This is a genomic window from Pseudarthrobacter defluvii, assembly GCF_030816725.1.
Lineage (GTDB): Bacteria > Actinomycetota > Actinomycetes > Actinomycetales > Micrococcaceae > Arthrobacter > Arthrobacter defluvii_A.
In genome coordinates this window covers 1,744,347-1,761,218 of sequence record NZ_JAUSYG010000001.1, presented here as the reverse complement: position 1 = coordinate 1,761,218, position 16,872 = coordinate 1,744,347, and the positions used below count along the sequence as shown (strand labels likewise).

14 protein-coding genes and 1 pseudogene are annotated in these 16,872 nt (G+C 64.7%); 5 read left to right on the top strand and 10 right to left on the bottom strand.

The genetic code is table 11. The features are described from left to right. Positions 1-151: 151 nt before the first annotated feature. The 4 genes from nrdF to nrdH all read right to left on the bottom strand — a co-directional run bounded on the left by nrdF (position 152) and on the right by nrdH (position 4,178). A complete protein-coding gene (gene nrdF, locus QF031_RS08215; protein ID WP_013601219.1) occupies positions 152-1,126 on the bottom strand; it encodes a class 1b ribonucleoside-diphosphate reductase subunit beta in 975 nt (324 codons plus the stop codon). A gap of 90 nt (positions 1,127-1,216) precedes the next feature. Beyond that, positions 1,217-3,337: a class 1b ribonucleoside-diphosphate reductase subunit alpha gene (gene nrdE, locus QF031_RS08210; protein WP_307426437.1), complete on the bottom strand. Its 2,121-nt coding sequence runs from the start codon at positions 3,335-3,337 to the stop codon at positions 1,217-1,219. Positions 3,338-3,357: 20 nt separating this feature from the next. Continuing rightward, positions 3,358-3,828, bottom strand: a complete 471-nt coding sequence (gene nrdI / locus QF031_RS08205; RefSeq protein ID WP_370874556.1) for a class Ib ribonucleoside-diphosphate reductase assembly flavoprotein NrdI — start codon at positions 3,826-3,828, stop codon at positions 3,358-3,360. Positions 3,829-3,932: 104 nt separating this feature from the next. Next, a complete protein-coding gene (gene nrdH / locus QF031_RS08200) occupies positions 3,933-4,178 on the bottom strand; it encodes a glutaredoxin-like protein NrdH (RefSeq protein ID WP_307426430.1) in 246 nt (81 codons plus the stop codon). A gap of 409 nt (positions 4,179-4,587) precedes the next feature. Between nrdH and QF031_RS08195 the strand changes: the two genes are divergently transcribed. Continuing rightward, on the top strand, positions 4,588-5,109 hold the full coding sequence (locus tag QF031_RS08195; protein ID WP_307426428.1) for a TspO/MBR family protein: 522 nt from the start codon (positions 4,588-4,590) through the stop codon (positions 5,107-5,109). 9 nt (positions 5,110-5,118) lie between these two features. Here the strand turns inward: QF031_RS08195 and QF031_RS08190 are convergent, their stop codons facing one another. Next, complete coding sequence (locus QF031_RS08190; RefSeq protein WP_307426427.1) at positions 5,119-6,903, bottom strand: long-chain-fatty-acid--CoA ligase; 1,785 nt, start codon at positions 6,901-6,903, stop codon at positions 5,119-5,121. A gap of 199 nt (positions 6,904-7,102) precedes the next feature. On the opposite strand from QF031_RS08190, the pseudogene QF031_RS21450 reads away from it, so the two are divergent. Next, a pseudogene (locus QF031_RS21450) lies at positions 7,103-7,240 on the top strand (HNH endonuclease signature motif containing protein); the annotation flags it as partial. 89 nt (positions 7,241-7,329) lie between these two features. Here QF031_RS21450 and QF031_RS08185 read toward each other — a convergent pair. The 3 genes from QF031_RS08185 to QF031_RS08175 are packed head-to-tail and all read right to left on the bottom strand — an operon-like array spanning position 7,330 to position 10,822. Further along, complete coding sequence (locus tag QF031_RS08185; RefSeq protein ID WP_307426424.1) at positions 7,330-8,703, bottom strand: class I SAM-dependent methyltransferase; 1,374 nt, start codon at positions 8,701-8,703, stop codon at positions 7,330-7,332. Then, on the bottom strand, positions 8,700-9,431 hold the full coding sequence (locus QF031_RS08180) for a DUF1365 domain-containing protein (protein WP_307426422.1): 732 nt from the start codon (positions 9,429-9,431) through the stop codon (positions 8,700-8,702). Before QF031_RS08180 ends, QF031_RS08185 begins: the two co-directional genes overlap by 4 nt. Then, positions 9,428-10,822, bottom strand: a complete 1,395-nt coding sequence (locus QF031_RS08175; protein WP_307426419.1) for an NAD(P)/FAD-dependent oxidoreductase — start codon at positions 10,820-10,822, stop codon at positions 9,428-9,430. The genes QF031_RS08180 and QF031_RS08175 overlap by 4 nt, the downstream gene beginning before the upstream one ends. Positions 10,823-10,918: 96 nt before the next feature. Here QF031_RS08175 and QF031_RS08170 point away from each other — a divergent pair, with 96 nt between their 5' ends. Genes QF031_RS08170 through QF031_RS08160 form a run of 3 tightly spaced genes read left to right on the top strand, consistent with a single transcriptional unit; the run spans position 10,919 to position 13,151 of the window. Continuing rightward, the gene (locus tag QF031_RS08170; protein WP_307426416.1) at positions 10,919-11,836 is read left to right on the top strand and encodes a LysR family transcriptional regulator; all 918 of its coding nucleotides are present in this window, start codon (positions 10,919-10,921) and stop codon (positions 11,834-11,836) included. Positions 11,837-11,881: 45 nt separating this feature from the next. Continuing rightward, positions 11,882-12,388 carry a DUF2004 domain-containing protein gene (locus QF031_RS08165; protein WP_307426413.1) on the top strand — a complete coding sequence of 169 codons (507 nt, stop codon included), beginning with the start codon at positions 11,882-11,884 and terminating at the stop codon, positions 12,386-12,388. A gap of 46 nt (positions 12,389-12,434) precedes the next feature. Continuing rightward, on the top strand, positions 12,435-13,151 hold the full coding sequence (locus tag QF031_RS08160; RefSeq protein ID WP_307426410.1) for a hypothetical protein: 717 nt from the start codon (positions 12,435-12,437) through the stop codon (positions 13,149-13,151). An 84-nt stretch (positions 13,152-13,235) separates the two neighbouring features. On the opposite strand, the gene metE is transcribed toward QF031_RS08160, so the two are convergent. Continuing rightward, on the bottom strand, positions 13,236-15,566 hold the full coding sequence (metE, locus tag QF031_RS08155) for a 5-methyltetrahydropteroyltriglutamate--homocysteine S-methyltransferase (RefSeq protein WP_307426408.1): 2,331 nt from the start codon (positions 15,564-15,566) through the stop codon (positions 13,236-13,238). 79 nt (positions 15,567-15,645) lie between these two features. Further along, positions 15,646-16,611 (bottom strand): methylenetetrahydrofolate reductase, encoded by a 966-nt coding sequence (locus QF031_RS08150; RefSeq protein WP_307426404.1) that lies wholly within the window; start codon positions 16,609-16,611, stop codon positions 15,646-15,648. Between the last annotated feature and the right edge of the window lie 261 nt (positions 16,612-16,872).

The window sequence follows — 16,872 nt, the reverse complement described above, 5'->3', positions numbered from 1 at the left end:
TCCAAAGTATCCGAGCGTGATCATGGTTCACCCACCAGAAGCCCACGCCCCTAGAAGAGAAGGCCGTCGAGTTGGAAGATTTCCAACTCGACGGCCCGAGACTCCCAATCAGGAACCGGTTCTTCTACTCAGGTCTACGTCCCATAGGTGACTAGAAGTCCCAGTCCTCATCTTCCGTGTTGACGGCCTTGCCGATCACGTAGGAGGAGCCCGAGCCGGAGAAGAAGTCGTGGTTCTCGTCAGCGTTCGGGGACAGGGCCGACAGGATCGCCGGGTTCACGTCGGTGACGGACGCCGGGAACATCGCCTCGTAGCCCAGGTTCATCAGGGCCTTGTTGGCGTTGTAGTGCAGGAACTTCTTGACGTCCTCGGCCAGGCCCACTCCGTCATACAGATCGTGCGTGTACTGGACTTCGTTCTCGTACAGCTCAAACAGCAGCTCGAATGTGTAGTCCTTGATTTCCTGGCGGCGCTCCGGGGATACGGCCTCCAAGCCGCGCTGGAACTTGTAGCCGATGTAGTAGCCGTGCACGGCCTCGTCGCGGATGATCAGGCGGATCAGGTCGGCCGTGTTCGTCAGCTTGGCGCGTGAGGACCAGTACATGGGCAGGTAGAAGCCCGAATAGAAAAGGAAGCTCTCCAGCAGCGTGGAAGCGACCTTGCGCTTCAGGGGGTCGTCGCCCTGGTAGTAGTCCATGACGATCTGGGCCTTCTTCTGAAGGTTCTCGTTCTCCGTGGACCAGCGGAACGCCTCGTCGATCTCCTTGGTGGAGGCCAGCGTGGAGAAGATGGAGGAGTAGCTCTTGGCGTGCACCGACTCCATGAAGGCGATGTTCGTGTAGACAGCCTCTTCGTGCGGGGTGAGCGCATCCGGAATCAGGGAGACAGCACCGACCGTGCCCTGGATGGTGTCCAGCAGGGTCAGTCCAGTGAAGACGCGCATGGTGAGCTGCTGCTCGGCCGGCGTCAGGGTATTCCAGGACTGGACGTCGTTGGACAGCGGCACCTTCTCCGGCAGCCAGAAGTTGTTGACCAGGCGGTTCCAGACATCCACGTCCTTGTCGTCCTGGATACGGTTCCAGTTGATCGCCTCGACGTGGCTCAGCAGCTTGACCTTCTCGGTCATGTCATCCCCTATGCGTTGGGTGGGTTCTCTAAGTAAAAGCGTACGACGGCGGGCGGTCACCCGCCGTCGTACTTCAGGAATTAGTTGAAGCTACAACATACATGAAACGCAACCCTCCACCTCCGTCCCTTCCAGCGCAAGCTGGCGGAGACGGATGTAGTAGATGGTCTTGATGCCCTTCTTCCAGGCGTAGATCTGGGCCTTGTTGATGTCGCGCGTGGTGGCGGTGTCCTTGAAGAACAGGGTAAGGGAGAGGCCCTGGTCCACGTGCTGGGTGGCGGCGGCGTAGGTGTCGATGACCTTCTCGTAGCCGATCTCGTACGCGTCCTGGTAGTACTCCAGGTTGTCGTTCGTCAGGTACGGCGCCGGGTAGTACACGCGGCCCAGCTTGCCTTCCTTGCGGATCTCGATCTTGGACGCCACCGGGTGGATCGAGGAGGTGGAGTTGTTGATGTAGGAGATCGAGCCGGTGGGCGGAACAGCCTGCAGGTTCTGGTTGTAGATGCCGTGCTCCATGACCGAGGCCTTCAGCGCCAGCCAGTCAGCCTGCGTGGGAATGTGCACGTTCTTGAACAGCTCGCGGACCTTCTCGGTCTGCGGCACCCACTCCTGCTCCGTGTACTTATCGAAGAACTCGCCGGAAGCGTACTTGGACTTCTCGAAGCCGCCGAACGTCTGGCCGGTCTCAATGGCCAGCAGGTTCGAGGCCCGGACCGCGTGGTACACCACCGAGTAGAAGTAGATGTTGGTGAAGTCCAGGCCCTCTTCGGAACCGTAGTGGACCCGCTCGCGCGCCAGGTAGCCGTGCAGGTTCATCTGGCCCAGGCCGATGGCGTGGCTCTGGTCGTTGCCCTTGGCGATGGACGGCACCGAGGTGATGTTGGACATGTCGGACACTGCAGAGAGGGACCGGATGGCCGTCTCGATGGTGAGCCCGAAGTCCGGGGAATCCATGGTCTTCGCGATGTTCAGCGAGCCCAGGTTGCAGGAGATGTCCTTGCCGGTCTCGTCGTAGGACAGGTCATCGTTGTACGTGGTGGGCTGGGACACCTGGAGGATTTCCGAGCACAGGTTGGACATGATGATCTTGCCGTCGATCGGGTTGGCCCGGTTCACGGTGTCCTCGAACATGATGTACGGGTAGCCGGACTCGAACTGGATCTCGGCGAGGGTCTGGAAGAACTCGCGGGCCTTGATCTTGGTCTTCTTGATCCGGGAATCGTCCACCATCTCGTAGTACTTCTCGGTGACCGAGACGTCGGAGAAGGGCATGCCGTAAACGCGCTCCACGTCGTAGGGCGAGAACAGGTACATGTCCTCGTCCTTCTTGGCCAGCTCGAACGTGATGTCCGGGATGACAACGCCCAGCGAGAGGGTCTTGATGCGGATCTTCTCATCCGCGTTCTCGCGCTTGGTGTCCAGGAACCGGTAGATGTCCGGGTGGTGCGCGTGCAGGTAGACGGCACCCGCACCCTGGCGGGCACCGAGCTGGTTGGCGTAGGAGAAGCTGTCCTCGAGGAGCTTCATCACGGGGATGACGCCGGAGGACTGGTTCTCGATCTGCTTGATGGGCGCACCCACCTCGCGGATGTTGGTCAGCGCGAACGCCACGCCGCCGCCGCGCTTGGACAGCTGCAGGGCGGAGTTGATGGAGCGGCCGATCGACTCCATGTTGTCTTCGATGCGGAGCAGGAAGCAGGAGACCAGCTCGCCGCGCTGCTTCTTGCCGGCGTTCAGGAACGTGGGGGTGGCCGGCTGGAAGCGGCCTTCAATGATTTCGTCCACCATCTGCAGGGCGAGCTGTTCGTTGCCGCGGGCAAGGTGCAGGGCCACCATGCAGACGCGGTCCTCATAGCGCTCCAGGAAACGCTTGCCGTCAAACGTCTTCAGCGTGTACGAGGTGTAGAACTTGAAGGCGCCCAGGAAGGTCTCGAACCGGAACTTCTTCTTGTAGGCACGGTTGAACAGCTCACGGATGAAGTTCATCGTGTACTGGTCCAGCGTCTCGCGCTCGTAGTACTGGTTCTTTACCAGGTAGTCGAGCTTCTCCTCCAGGTCATGGAAGAACACGGTGTTGTTGTTCACGTGCTGCAGGAAGTACTGGTGCGCAGCCTCGCGGTCGGCGCCGAACTGAATTTCGCCATTGGGGCCATAGAGGTTCAGCATGGCGTTCAGCTCGTGATAGCCAAGACCCTTATAGGCAGCGGGCATTTCAGGCTCCTGGGCCCTGGTTACTTCTGTGTCTGCGACAGTCGTGTCCAAAACGTGTCCAATCCTTGGTTGACCCGGGTGACGTCTTCCGGCGTTCCCATAAGTTCGAATCGATAAAGGCGGGGTACGTGGCATTTGGCGGCAATGATATCCGCGGCCATGCAGTAGTTGTCCCCGAAGTTTGTGTTGCCGGCGCCGATAACACCGCGGAGCAGTTTTCTGTTCTGCGGGTTGTTCAGGAACCGGATGACCTGCTTGGGAACGGACCCCTCTCCCCCGGTGCCGCCATAGGTAGGCACTACCAGCACGAACGGCCGGGCGGCAAGGAGGGGTGCGTCCTTTGCATAAAGCGGGATCCGGGCCACCTCGCGGCCAAGCTTCGCAATGAAGCGGCTGGTGTTCTCGGATGTGGAGGAAAAGTAGATGAGCTGGCTCCCGGTGAGAGCCTGCCCGGGAGCGCTCTGATCTGCGGCCGGCGGGGACACCTCCACACGCTGAGCCGTGTGGACAGGTAGTGCGTGGTCGCGCTGTGCTGTTGGTGCCATGGGAGTCACCTCAGCTGGTTGATGGGTGCCGGCAGGAAAAGCTGTGGCTCCTAGGCCACTGAGGAATCGGCAGAGAGGGCCAGCTCCTCGATCTTGTCCGGACGGAAGCCGGACCAGTGGTCCTGGTCGGTGACCACAACGGGAGCCTGCATGTAGCCCAGTGCCTTCAGGCGCTCGAGTGCCTCGGCGTCCTGGGAGATGTCAACGCTCTGGTAGGTGATGCCCTTTTTATCGAGCGCACGGTAGGTGGCGTTGCACTGAACACAAGCAGGCTTCGTGTAAACCGTTACGGTCATTGTCCCTGTCCCCTTAGTTGAAAGCTTGGCTGGCCCGGTGTCCCCGTCCAGCTGTATGTAGATACTACATGTAGTGCAGACGCCTCTTTGGAACCCCAAGATGATGTATTACAAGTATGTCATTTAATGCACCTTTAATCCACAGGCAGGAGCCGGAATAATGCCCGGGATCCCGGGATTTTTGTCGGTACGGTCCACAGCCTGTGGATGGAGTTGAACACATATGCACAGGTCCGCGTGTCGTGTTCCTCGGCGTGTCGCCTGCCCCACCAGGCACAAGGAAAAGGGTCCCTGACCACTACATGTAGGGGCTAATGACACGCGACTATGAGCGGGCCGGAGCCTACTATTTGATAGTGGCCGGGCTGAGCCTGGCGGGGTACCAGACGATGCGAGCAAAGGATCAGCCATGAAAACGAAGGCCTTGGTTTTCACAGCGGCAGCCACCGCCGCTACCGCTGCCGCAGGCGCGGTGGCGACGGACCCGGACAGCACCTGGTACCTCCGCCTGCGCAAGCCGGAATGGCAGCCGCCCGCGATTGCCTTCCCTGTCGTGTGGACAGCACTTTACGCGGACCTCGCGGTTACCTCCGCCATCGCCCTGGACAGCACTGAGTCGGCTTCGGCTGCCCAGGCCGGGGCCCCGGCAAGGCAGCAGGAAATCCGCGCCTATCGTGGCGCGCTGGCCACAAACTTAATCCTCAATGCTGCGTGGAGCTGGTTGTTCTGGCGCTCCCGCCGGCCCTGGCTGGCCGCGGCAGAGTGCGCCGTCCTTGCCGCCAGCAGCGCCGACCTGGTGCGGCGGACGTACCGGCTGAACCGCGCAGCAGGGATTTCACTCGCGCCCTATGCTGCGTGGTGCGGATTCGCTACCGTCCTGTCCGCGGCAATTGCACGGCTCAACCGCGGAACACGCTCTCGGCAGAAGTAGCCCGCCGATTCAGCCCCGCGCCACGAGGTTGTCCCGGATCTCCCGGCGCAGGACCTTGCCGATGAGCGAACGCGGCAGGGAGTCGAGCACCACTACCCGGCGCGGCACTTTGTAAGCAGTCAGCTGCTCCCGCGCAAAGGCCAGCAACGCATCAGGATCGATAGTGGTGCCCGGGATGGGAACCACGGCGGCCACCACGTCTTCGCCCCCGCCGGGCCGGGGCAAACCCACCACGGAGACTTCCGAGAGGCCCGGGAAAGTGGAGATGACGTCCTCCACTTCACTGGGCGAGACGTTGAAGCCGCCGGTGATAATGAGTTCCTTGATCCGGTCCCGGATGGTGACGAAGTAGTCGTTATCCACCGAGACGATGTCGCCGGTGCGGAACCAGCCGCCGTCGAGCAGGGCATCCTCAGTCTCCTCCGGCCTGTTCCAGTAGCCGCGGAACACCTGCGGGCCCCGAATGAGGAGTTCCCCCTCCTCCCCCGGGGCACGGTCCAGGGCCACGTTCTTCGGGTCCACCACCCGGATGTCCGTCAACGGGAACGGCACGCCTACGGTGCCCGGTTTCCGGCTCGGTCCGAAGGGGTTGCCGATGGCGATGGGGGAGGTTTCGGTCAGCCCGTAGCCTTCGATGAGGTAGCCGCCGGTCGCTTTCTCCCAGGTCTCCACCGTTGCTGTCGGCAGGTTCATGGCGCCGGAAATGGAGAAGCGGACACTTTCCAGCCCGACCCCGCGTTGCGCCGCCGCGTCCGCAATGCGGTCATAGATCGGCGGCACAGCGGGCAGGAAGGTGGCGGGAGACTTTTTCAGCGCCTTCAGGACCAGGTCCACGTCGAACTTCGGGAACAGGACCAGTTTCGCCCCGATACTGAGAGCGAACGTCATGCACAGGGTGAGTCCATAGGCGTGGAACATCGGCAGCACCGCGTAGACGGTCTCGCTGCCCTCCTTCAGCCCGGGCACCCAGGCCCGGCCCTGCGCGGCGTTGGCCTGCAGGTTGGCGTGGGTGAGCATGGCGCCCTTGGGCAAGCCGGTGGTGCCGGACGTGTACTGAAGCACGGCGAGGTCCCGGGCATCGGGGCGGGGATGCTTCTTCCTTAGTGGTCCAGCTTCGAGGAGTTGCCGCCACGGGAGCACCGGCCGCGCAATGGGCGGCTGCCTTCCCGCAAGCTCACCCCTGCGGACGGTGAGGGAAGCCCTTGCTTTGCGGGCGGCGGGCACCGGGAGGCGCAGCGCCAGCCGCTGGGGCAGCGGCATTGCGGGGATGAGTTCCACCGAGACGATCGTTCGGAGCTCGACGTCGGCGGGCAGCTGACGGACCCGCTCCACTGCCTTGTCCCAGATGATCGCGACGGCGGCGCCATGGTCCTCGAACAGGTGGCGCAGTTCACGGTCCGTGTAGAGCGGATTGTGTTCCACCACCACCGCACCGAGGCGCAGCACGGCATGGAAGGCGACCACGTGCTGCGGGCAGTTCGGCATCACGAGAGCCACCCTGTCGCCCGCCTTGACGCCCAGTTTTTTCAGGCCCGCAGCGGCCCGGCTGATCTGCTTTCCGAGCTCACGGTAGCTGGTTCCGGCGCCGAAGAACTCCAGGGCGGTCTTCGACCCGTAGCGGCGGACGGACTGTTCCATGAGGTCCACCAGTGATCCCGTCGGGAGCACCAGGTCCGCCGGAACACCCGGCCCGTAGGAACTCGTCCACGCGCGCTCACCCCGATGCTGCCCCGGCGGCGTTGCGGCAATCTGCCCTGTACCGCCGTCGTGCGTTTTCCGCGTGGTCTTCTTCATCATCAATCCTTGCCACTGGAGTGTGCCGGAGTCTGCGAGCTTACCTGCGCGCGGCAAGAATCATACCGGTGCGCGGAAGGGTGCACGGGCTGCTGGCCGCTCTGGGAGCCCTGGCAGCCTTGTGGTTGAAGGCCGCCGTCGCGGTCAACCCCCTCACGCGGAATTGGTCATGATCGCGGCCTTAACTAGCCTCGCGCCTGAAGCCATGCGGCAGTGGCTGCGGCTGCGCGACGGAAAATGTCCCTTCCCAGGCTGTTGCAACCAATCCCTGGACAACGAGGCCGACCATATCCTCGCCTGGGCCAAAGGCGGCACCACCGGGGTGTCGAACCTGGGGCTTCGCTGGGCGAAGAGGGCCTGGAGAGGATGCTCCACGCCCACGCTTGAGCCGGATCGCTTGAGACGGGCCGATGGGCGGGACTGTTGCTAGAGCTGCGCCTCCCGGCGGTCCAGCACAATCTGCTGAACGTCCAGGTACCCCGACTGGAAACCGGCGCGCGAGTAGCAGAGGTAGAACAGCCACATCCGCTGGAACACCGCATCGAAGCCCAGCTCCCCCACCTCCCTGGACCGCGCAAGGAACCGTTCCTCCCACAGCCGCAGGGTGGCGGCGTAGTGGTCACCCATTCCCATGCGCTCACGCACGCGCAGGAAAGTGTGCTGCTGGGTCACGCCTTCAATGGCGCGGACGGACGGCAGGAAGCCGCCGGGGAAGATGTACTTGTGCACCCACGTGTAGGCGTTGCGGGTGGCGAGCATCCGCCCATGCGGCATGGTGATGGCCTGGATGGCCACCTTTCCGCCCGGGGCCAGGACGCGGTCAATCGTCTGGAAGTAGATGGGCCAGTATTCATACCCCACGGCCTCGATCATCTCCACCGACACCACGGCGTCGTACTCGCCTTCCACCGCGCGGTAGTCCTGCAGGGCAACCGTCACGCGGTCCGCGAACCCTGCATCCGCAATCCGTGACTGGGCCAGCGCCTGCTGCTCACTGGACAGAGTGACGGAATAGACAGTGGCGCCGCGGGCAGCGGCACGCAGAGCCAGTTCGCCCCAGCCGGTGCCGATTTCCAACAGCCGGGTCCCCTCGCCCACGCCAGCCTTGTCCAGCAGCCGGTCGATCTTGGCCCGCTGCGCCTCCGCCAGGAAATCCCAGGTCACGGAGGACAACGGCCCGGCTTTCTCCGGGAACAACGCTGACGAGTAGCTCATGGTGGCGTCCAGGAAGTTGGAAAACAGCTCGTTGGAGAGGTCGTAGTGCCGGGAGATGTTGCTGCGGGTGTTCTGTTCGGCGTTGCGTTCCTGGCGCGGCGTCCGGGGCAGGTACAGCGAGCGCAGCTTCTGCAGCGGCACGGGAATCAGCGTGTCCACGGAGGCAGCGAAGACTTCCAGTACCGCGGCCAGGTCCGATGCCTCCCAGTCGCCGGCCATGAAGGACTCACCCAAGCCGATCAGGCCGTTGTCGCCGATCCGGTTCTCGAAGGCCCCCGGCCGCACCATGGTCATCACCGGGGCCTCCGGTCCGCCGCCTCCAAGGACCGTACCGTCCGGGTATTTCACCCGGATCGGCAGCCGCTTGGCCGCCCCTTTGAACAGCAGGCCGGCGGCCTTCCCTGCCACTTCAGCCTTGAAGCCCGACGGCGGGGTGGCAACACCGGGCCAGCGGTTGGCATCGATGGTGGCGGGCGACGCCGGCACCCGGGTTGCGCCCCACGCTGCGGGAGCGTGCCCGGCCGCTTGGCCCGTGGTCCGGTCCTCGATGCGGGAAGCGGTGCCGTTATCGTCAGTCATTGTCATTGAACTGCCTCCTGTGAGGGGTGGTGTGGTCTGGCGACGACAGGCAGGTGTCTTGCCCAGAGTTTAATGCCCTGTACGCGGATCAGGGCCGATACCAGCAGCGGCGCGACGGGCACCGTCAAGGCCGCCGCCAGGATGTTCCGGACGGTGGCCTGCCTCCGCCGGCCGTCCATGGTGGCCACGAAGGGCCGCTGCCCTTCGCGGTCCAGGACGATGGATACCGCCAGCCGGTCCCCCGGCGCCGGAAGCTTCATCCGGTACTGCCCGCCGACGTCGTTGAAGGGTGAAACGTAGAACGCCTTCGGCACGGAGGCCCGCCCGGCAGCGTCGGTTCGCAGCAGGTAGCAGTGCCGCTCCCCGTAGGTGTTGTGGACCTCGGCCACAACGCACTGAAGTTCTCCGCTGGAGCGGTAGCACCAGAACAGGGTGAGCGGGTTGAAGACGTACCCAAACACCCTGGCGCTGGTCAGCATGTGGATGGGCCCGCCGTCGGGCTCGACGCCCTGGGTCCGCAGGTACCGTTCCACGTTGGAGCGGATGCTGGCGGCCGGGTCACCCAAGTGGTCCCCGGCACGAAAGACTGCCAGCGGCCGGAGCAGGAGCGGCAGCCGCGGAAGGGCGTCCACGTCCACGAACCAGCTGTAGCTCCGGTACGTGAAGGCGTTCTTCAAAGGGCTGCGCCGCACGTGGGAGATGGACGTGCGGTAAATCGAGGCGTCCATGGTCATGCAGGTTCCGCGGCGAGTTCCCGCTCCCCGTCACCAGCGGCTCCGCCGGAGTCGCCGGCCAGGACCACGGGCCACGTGCGTCCCAGCTTCCCGGCGGCCCGCACGCCGGAAAGCGCCCCGTCCTCGTGGAAGCCCCAGCCGAGGTACGCCCCCGCGTATGCGATCCGGCTGTCGCCCAGCGCCGCGATGGCCCGCTGTGCCTTCAGGGATTCCGGGGTGTACTGCGGGTGTTCGTACACCATCCGCTCCAGCACTGCGTCGTCGCCGATCAGCTCCGATTCGCCCAGGCTCACCAGGTAGGGCCGGCCGTCGGCCGGTGTGAGCCGCTGCAGCCGGGTCAGGTCGTAGCTCACCAGGACTTTGTCCGGGCGCGCGTCGCAGGCAGGAAGGCGGTAGTTCCAGGACGCCTTGGCATTGTCCGCCGCCGGCAGCACGGCCGGGTCCTGGTGGAACACGGTGTGGTTCACCGAGTACGGCATGCCGCCCAGCGCCTCCTTTTCCCCGGGGGTGGCGTCCGCAAGGAACCCGAGTGCCTGCGCTGGGTGGGTGGCGATGACGACGGCGTCGTAGTCTTCCAGGCCGCCGGCACTTGCGACTTCCACCCCGTCAGGAGTCCTGCGGATGGCCGTGACCGGCGTGTTCAGCCGGACGTCGGCGAGTGTCGCGGCGAGCTTTTCGACGTACCGGGCGGAGCCGCCGGTCACCGTGCGCCATTGGGGCGAGCCTTTGATGCCCAGCATCCCGTGGTGGCAAAGGAACGTGAAAAGATAGCGCGCGGGATAGGCCAGGGCCGTGGTGGGGTCGCAGGACCAGACGGCACTGACCACGGGGGTCATGAAGTGGGAGATGAAATAGGGGCTGAAGTTCTCCCGCTCCAGGAAGGCACCCAGCGTCAGTTCCGGCACGTCCACGTCGTCGCTGACGGCCGACGGCGGCGCCGTCCTGAGCAGTTCCCTCGCCTTCCGGTAGAAGCGGGTGACCTCCAGCAGCATCAGCAGGTAGCGGCCACGCAGCAGGCTGGAGGGCTTGGCGATGATCCCCCGGGCACCATCGCGGGCTCCTGCGTACTCCAGGCCGCACCCGTCGCAGCGGATGGACATGCTCATCTCCGAGTCCTGCGTCTCCACGCCGAGCTCGGCGAACAGCCGCAGCAGGGTGGGATAGGTGCGCTCGTTATGGACAATGAACCCGGTGTCCACCCCGATGACTCCACCATCAGGCTGCGGCATGTCGTGGGTGTGGGCGTGGCCACCCAGCCGCGAGTCTGCCTCAAACAAGGTGACATCGTCCTGCCTGTTGAGAACGTAAGCAGCCGTCAGTCCTGCAACGCCGCTGCCAATCACGGCGATGCGCCGCCGCCCGCCTGCACTTCCTGCTGGGTTAAGTGACAATTCATGCTCCTCTGCTGAACATTTGTCGCTGGGCCGGGTATACAGACGGCAATTCGACGCAGTACCGGCGGCGGATGGGTGCAGTACTGTGAACTGGTGGTAAATCCCGTGCACCTGAAGACCCTCCTGGAGGTCACGCGGTTGGGCTCATTCGCTGCCGCAGCCGCAACGCTTGGCTACACGGCCTCGGCTGTCTCGCAGCAGATGTCCGCGCTGGAGCGCGAAACGGGCGTAACCCTCTTCCAGCGGTCGGCGCGCGCCGTGGTCCCTACGGAAGCCGCCGTCGTCATGACCCGGCACGCCGCCAAGGTCCTCACGGACATCGAGGCACTCATGGCCGCCGCGTCAAGGACGCAGGACACCGGAAGCCAGGAACTCCGGCTCGGCATCTTTCCCAGCCTGGCCACGTACGTCCTGCCCCGGATCCTCAAGAACCCTGCCTGGAAGAAGCTCGGCATTGACCTGCGGGTGTCCGTCGCGGAGCCCGGCCAGACCATCCAGGGGCTGCGGACAGGCGGCGACCTGGACCTGGCGGTGGTGTTCCAGGTGGGCCAGACCGGGTTTGCCTGGCCCAACACCATCAACCGGCAATGGATCGGCGATGACGACTTCCGGGTGGTTCTGCCGGCAGGCTGGGGCTTCCGGGCCGACGCCAAGGTGGCCGCGGACCATCTGTCGGAGATGCCGTGGATCATGCACCATCCCGGCACCAGCGATGCCATGGTGATCGAACGGCTGTTCGCCGGCTGCAACCTGCATCCCAGGGTGGTGGCGCACAGTGACGACTTCCATGCCAGCCTGGAGATGGCCGCGGCGGGGCTGGGCGCTGCCCTGGTTCCGGAGTTGGCGCTGCGGAACAAACCGTCGGGCGTGGTGGTGCTGGACGTGCCCGAGATCCGGCTCGCCCGGAACGTGTTTGCGCTGCTGATCAACGAACGGAAGACGGCGCGGGTGCAGCTTTTCGTCGACCTGCTGGCCGAAACCCTTGCCGGGATGCGCACCGCGGTGAATTAGGGCTGAACGCTGGAATGGTCTGCCGTACGGGTCTATGTTGAGACTATGAACAAGGTAGCGAGCCAGCACTTTGGGGAGATTGAGCTCAACCACGGGATGGACCATCTCTTCGCCGCGAAGCATGAACTGCGCGGCCACCCGCTGGAACTCGACCTGAACATCAATGCGCACGACCACTTTGACGAAGCCGCGCTCCGCAAAGTGGAGTACCGGCTGCGCTTCCTCCCGGAGCTCGTGGACGAGGTCCGGGCCATGATCGCGGAGGAGCTTGAGCAGGAGGGCACCAGCCCCCAGGAGTACCTGCACTTCCACTGCAACGCGCTCAAGGATGAGCACCTGCACAAGGTGTTCGGCGTCCAGGACCGCAAACAGCTCACCAACGAGGTCTTCCTCAAAGCCCTCAAGCTGGGCCACGTGGCCATCTACCCCGGCCAGCCGGAACGCTACTTCGTTTTGGATTTCACCCTTGGCGAGCATTTCACCGATGAGGTCCTGGTGGCCTGCGCCGACCAGGACGGCGTAGTTGACGACGAAATTGTCTGGGAGTCCTAAAGCAGGCGCCCTGATCAACGCCCGTTGCTAAGGATGGTGGGCGGCCATGGATGGGATCCAGGACAGGCGTAAAACCTGGCGGCTGGCGTCCTCACTCCTCCTTGCCGGCGTGGCGGTCTCGGTTCTCGCCGGCGTGTTCCATGCCGAGTCCCATGACGCCAACGACCACATTGCGTCTTTTACTGCCTATGCCAACAGCGGCATCTGGACCGGCGTGCACCTGGGCCAGTTCGTGGGCATGGCCCTGGTCTGCGCGGGGCTGGTATCCGTGTGGGCTGCCGCCGATGTCCAGCGCCACGCCCTGGCCTGGACCGCACGCTTCGGCGCCCTTTCCGCCGCCGCCGCTTTGGCTCTATACGCAGCCCTCCAGGCGGTGGACGGCGTGGCCCTGAAACAGGCGGCGGACGCGTGGGTCGCTGCACCTGAGCCCGAAAAGGCGGCACGCTTTGCAACGGCTGAGGGCATCCGCTGGCTGGAGTGGGGAATGCGGAGCTACCAAAACTTCCTGCTGGGCACGGCGTTGATGCTTCTGGGTGTTGTTGTGGCCGCAGTCCATCGCGTTGCCAGGCTTATCGGCTACCTCATGGCGCTGTCCGGTCTGGCCTACCTGGCACAGGGATGGATCATTGGAGCGTCGGGATTCTCCGCGGCCAACTCGCTGCCCACGCTGGTGGGCATCGTGGCAATCGCCGTTTGGACCGTTTGGCTGTTTGTCAGCGCCCTGCGGATGAAAGAGAAAACGCCGGCCGGTCACCTGACGTGACCAGCCGGCGTCGCCCGCTTCCCGGTCCAGTGCGCTGGGTGCACCCGGGCCGTGATTCTCTGGGGCTCTCTTAGCCCTGTTTCATTACTGCGCCGCTTGCAGCAGGCCCGCGCGGACCGCCTGGGTGGCCTTGACCAGGTTGCGGAGGGACCCTTCGGTCTCGGCGTAGCCGCGGGTCTTCAGGCCGCAGTCCGGGTTGACCCAGAGCTGGCGGGACGGAACGTGCTTGACGGCGGTGGACAGCAGTTCGGTGACCTCGTCCTCTCCCGGGACCCGCGGAGAGTGGATGTCGTAAACGCCCGGACCAACGCCGCGGCCGAAACCATGGGATTCGAGGTCGTGGACCACTTCCATGCGGGAGCGCGCGGCCTCGATTGAGGTCACGTCGGCGTCCAGGCCGTCGATCGCGTCGATGATCACGCCGAATTCCGAGTAGCAGAGGTGGGTGTGGATCTGGGTGGAATCGGCGGCACCGGCGGTGGCCAGGCGGAAGGAGTCCACCGACCACTTAAGGTAGTCAGCCTGGTCTGCCTTGCGCAGCGGCAGCAGTTCACGCAGTGCGGGCTCGTCCACCTGGATCACCTTGATGCCGGCGGCTTCGAGGTCGGCAATCTCGTCCCGCAGCGCCAGGCCCACCTGGTTGGCCGTTTCGCCCAGCGGCTGGTCATCGCGAACGAAGGACCAGGCCAGGATGGTGACCGGACCGGTGAGCATGCCCTTCATCGGCTTGCTGGTCAGCGACTGCGCGTACTCCGCCCACTTGACGGTGATGGGGGCGCTGCGGGTGACGTCGCCCCAGAGGATCGACGGGCGGGTACAGCGTGAACCGTAGGACTGGACCCAGCCGTGCACCGTGACGTCGAAGCCCTCAAGGTTCTCGGCGAAGTACTGCACCATGTCGTTGCGCTCGGGCTCACCGTGCACCAGGACGTCGAAGCCCAGCTCTTCCTGCAGGTCCACCACGCGCTTGATCTCGTCCTTCATGAGCTGTTCGTACTGCCCATCGCTCAGTTCACCCTTGGTGTTGCGCGCACGGGCAGAGCGGATCTCAGAGGTCTGGGGGAAGGAGCCGATGGTGGTGGTGGGCAGCGGCGGCAGGTGCAGGGCCTCTTCCTGGGCTGCCTCCCGAACGGTGTAGTCGGAGCGGGTAAAGTCTGCACCGGTCAGCGCTGCGGTGCGGGCCCGGACAGCCGCGCGGCGGACACCGTCTGCGGTGGCACGGGAAGCGATCACGGTGGTTGCCTCATCGATGGCTGCCTTCGCGGAGCCGGGATCTGCCAGGTAGGACGCGAGGGTGGTGACCTCCACGGCTTTCTGGTCCGCGAAGGCAAACCAGCTGCGGAGCTGTTGGGGCAGCTGGGTTTCCTCGGCGACGTCGTGCGGAACGTGCTGGGTGGAGGTGGACGTGGAGACGGCGAGCTTCCCGGCCGCGCCCTTCAGTTGGTCCAGTTTGGCGGCGGAGGCAGCGAGGTCGTTGCACCAGATGTTGTGGCCGTCCACGACGCCGGCGACCAGCGTCTTGTTGCCCAAGCCGGCCAGTGCGGCGGCGGCGGGCACGGGGCCTTTGAAGACGTCGATGTGGAGGGCATCGATGTTGGTGGCGGCCAGGGTGCCCAGCTGTCCCTCGAGCGAGCCGTACGGAGTGGAAACAAGGATTTGGGGGCGGTTGTCCGCAGCGGCCAGGACCTCGTAGGCGCGGGCAACGGCTGCTTCGATTTCGGCGGCCGGGGTGTCCTGGTCAACCACCAGGGCGGGTTCGTCGAGCTGGACCCAGGCGGCGCCGGCTTCGGCGAGCTTTCCGAGCAACTGCACGTAGACGGGCAGGATGTCCTCGAGGCGGGACAGCGGCGCGAAACCGGCCGGGGCGTCGTCGGAAGCCTTGGAGAGCAGCAGGTAGGTGACCGGGCCGACGATGTAGGGGCGGGTTTCGATCCCGTTGGCCAGGGCGAAGGCGAACTCGTCCACCTTTGCGGAGGAGGCCAGGGTGAACGCGGTCTCCGGTCCGATTTCCGGCACCAGGTAGTGGTAGTTGGTATCGAACCACTTGGTCATTTCCAACGGCTGCTGTTCCTTTGTGCCGCGGGCAAGCGTGAAGTAGCCGTCGATGTCCAGCTGGCCCTGGTCGTTGAGGAGCTTTCCGAAGCGGCCCGGCACAGCCCCGAGGTGAGCGGTGGTGTCCAGGACCTGGTCGTAGAAGGAGAAGGTGCCGGGGACAGCGGCTGGTTCGGTGAGGCCGAGCTCCTGGAGGCGTTTGGCGGTGGCCAGCTGGATGTCCTTTGCGGCGGCGTCCAGGGCGGCGGCGTCGATCCTGCCTGCCCAGTAGGCTTCGACGGCCTTCTTGAGTTCGCGGCGGCGGCCGATCCTCGGGTAACCGAGGATTGATGCGGAGGGGAAGGGAGTGCTGTTTTCAGGCATGGCAAAGGTCCTCAGGTCGGAGGTAGGTCAAAAGGGCGTGGGTTAGCGCTGTAAAGCGTGGAGGGTGCCGGGCGGAGGCTTAGCTGGCCAGCTGGTGCCGGGCGGCGGCGCTCCGGCGGTGGCCGCTGCGGTGGTGGCGTGGCAGGGCCAGCTTGTCCAGCACCTCCAGCGCGCTTTGGTGCTCGTTGAAGGTGTAGATGTGGATGCCGGGGGCGCCTGCGTCGAGGGCAGCGTTCGCCAGGTCCACGGTGGCGTCAACGCCGATGTGGAGGCGTTCTATGTCATTGTCGGCAGCAGCCAGGCGTTCCATCAGTTTGGGTGCCGGTGCCACTCCCGCCAGTTCCCCGAGCCGGTTGAGGCGCCGGAGGCTGGTGAACGGCATGACGCCAGGGATGATGGGAATCGTCACGCCGGCCCGGCGAGCACGGGTGAGGAGGTCCGCGTACTGTGCCGCCTCGAAGAACACCTGGGTGATGGCGAAGTCGGCGCCGGACCGTTGCTTCGCGAGCAGCACCTCGACGTCGTGCTCCTCGCTGGGTGACTCAGGGTGACGGGTGGGGTACGCTGCCACACCCACCGCGATCTTTCCGGCGCACAGCAATGCCGTCCTGCGTTGCTCGACCCGCCGGATGAGCTCAATCAGGTCCTGGGCGTACCGCAGGGAACCGGCTGCCGGCACGGCGCCGTCGCTGGGGAGGTCGCCGCGCAGGGCAAGGATGCCCCGCACCCCAATGTCCAGCAGTTCGCCGATGATGGCGGCGAGCTCTTGCGGTGTGTTGCCTACGCAGGTCAGGTGGGCCAGCGGCCGGAGCGTGGTCTCGACCAGGAGCCGGTTGATGAGTTCGACGGCGGTATCCCGGTTGGATCCGCTGGCGCCATAGGTTACCGAGACGTAGTCCGGCTCAGTGGTCTCCAGCTCGCGGATGGTGGTCCACAGGGTCTCCGCAGCTGCGGGTGAACGCGGCGGGAACAGCTCGTACGAGAGTGCCACCGGAGCGGTGTCGGAAAGTTTCGGGTGTGCGTCAATAAGGCTTGGTGGTGACATTTGCGTCCTTGGCTTTGGGCCATTGGGGCCGCCTGCCGCAAAAGGCAGGTAACCGGCAATGAATTGAGTTTGGGAACACGGAGGGACTCCACAAGGACGCAGCCGCGACTGTTACGCCTGAAATGAAGTAGTCCGTGAGCAAATGTCAGGCCCACATGGGGGCACCCACACCCTCCGGCACGGAGGATCGCTGACACGTTACCGCGGTAACTTGTCTACGACTCTATGGGGACCGGCGGCCCAGCTTCAAGCCGGGTCCGA

What these genes read in the sequence shown, in the direction of transcription:
- QF031_RS08165 (WP_307426413.1), top strand. Translation starts at nt 11,882, where the DNA reads ATGAACAAGGTAGCGAGCCAGCACTTTGGGGAGATTGAGCTCAACCAC.
- nrdF (WP_013601219.1), bottom strand. Translation starts at nt 1,126, where the DNA reads ATGACCGAGAAGGTCAAGCTGCTGAGCCACGTCGAGGCGATCAACTGG.
- nrdE (WP_307426437.1), bottom strand. Translation starts at nt 3,337, where the DNA reads ATGCCCGCTGCCTATAAGGGTCTTGGCTATCACGAGCTGAACGCCATG.
- QF031_RS08180 (WP_307426422.1), bottom strand. Translation starts at nt 9,431, where the DNA reads ATGACCATGGACGCCTCGATTTACCGCACGTCCATCTCCCACGTGCGG.
- QF031_RS08185 (WP_307426424.1), bottom strand. Translation starts at nt 8,703, where the DNA reads ATGACAATGACTGACGATAACGGCACCGCTTCCCGCATCGAGGACCGG.
- nrdH (WP_307426430.1), bottom strand. Translation starts at nt 4,178, where the DNA reads ATGACCGTAACGGTTTACACGAAGCCTGCTTGTGTTCAGTGCAACGCC.
- metE (WP_307426408.1), bottom strand. Translation starts at nt 15,566, where the DNA reads ATGCCTGAAAACAGCACTCCCTTCCCCTCCGCATCAATCCTCGGTTAC.
- QF031_RS08160 (WP_307426410.1), top strand. Translation starts at nt 12,435, where the DNA reads ATGGATGGGATCCAGGACAGGCGTAAAACCTGGCGGCTGGCGTCCTCA.
- QF031_RS08195 (WP_307426428.1), top strand. Translation starts at nt 4,588, where the DNA reads ATGAAAACGAAGGCCTTGGTTTTCACAGCGGCAGCCACCGCCGCTACC.
- QF031_RS08150 (WP_307426404.1), bottom strand. Translation starts at nt 16,611, where the DNA reads ATGTCACCACCAAGCCTTATTGACGCACACCCGAAACTTTCCGACACC.
- QF031_RS08190 (WP_307426427.1), bottom strand. Translation starts at nt 6,903, where the DNA reads ATGAAGAAGACCACGCGGAAAACGCACGACGGCGGTACAGGGCAGATT.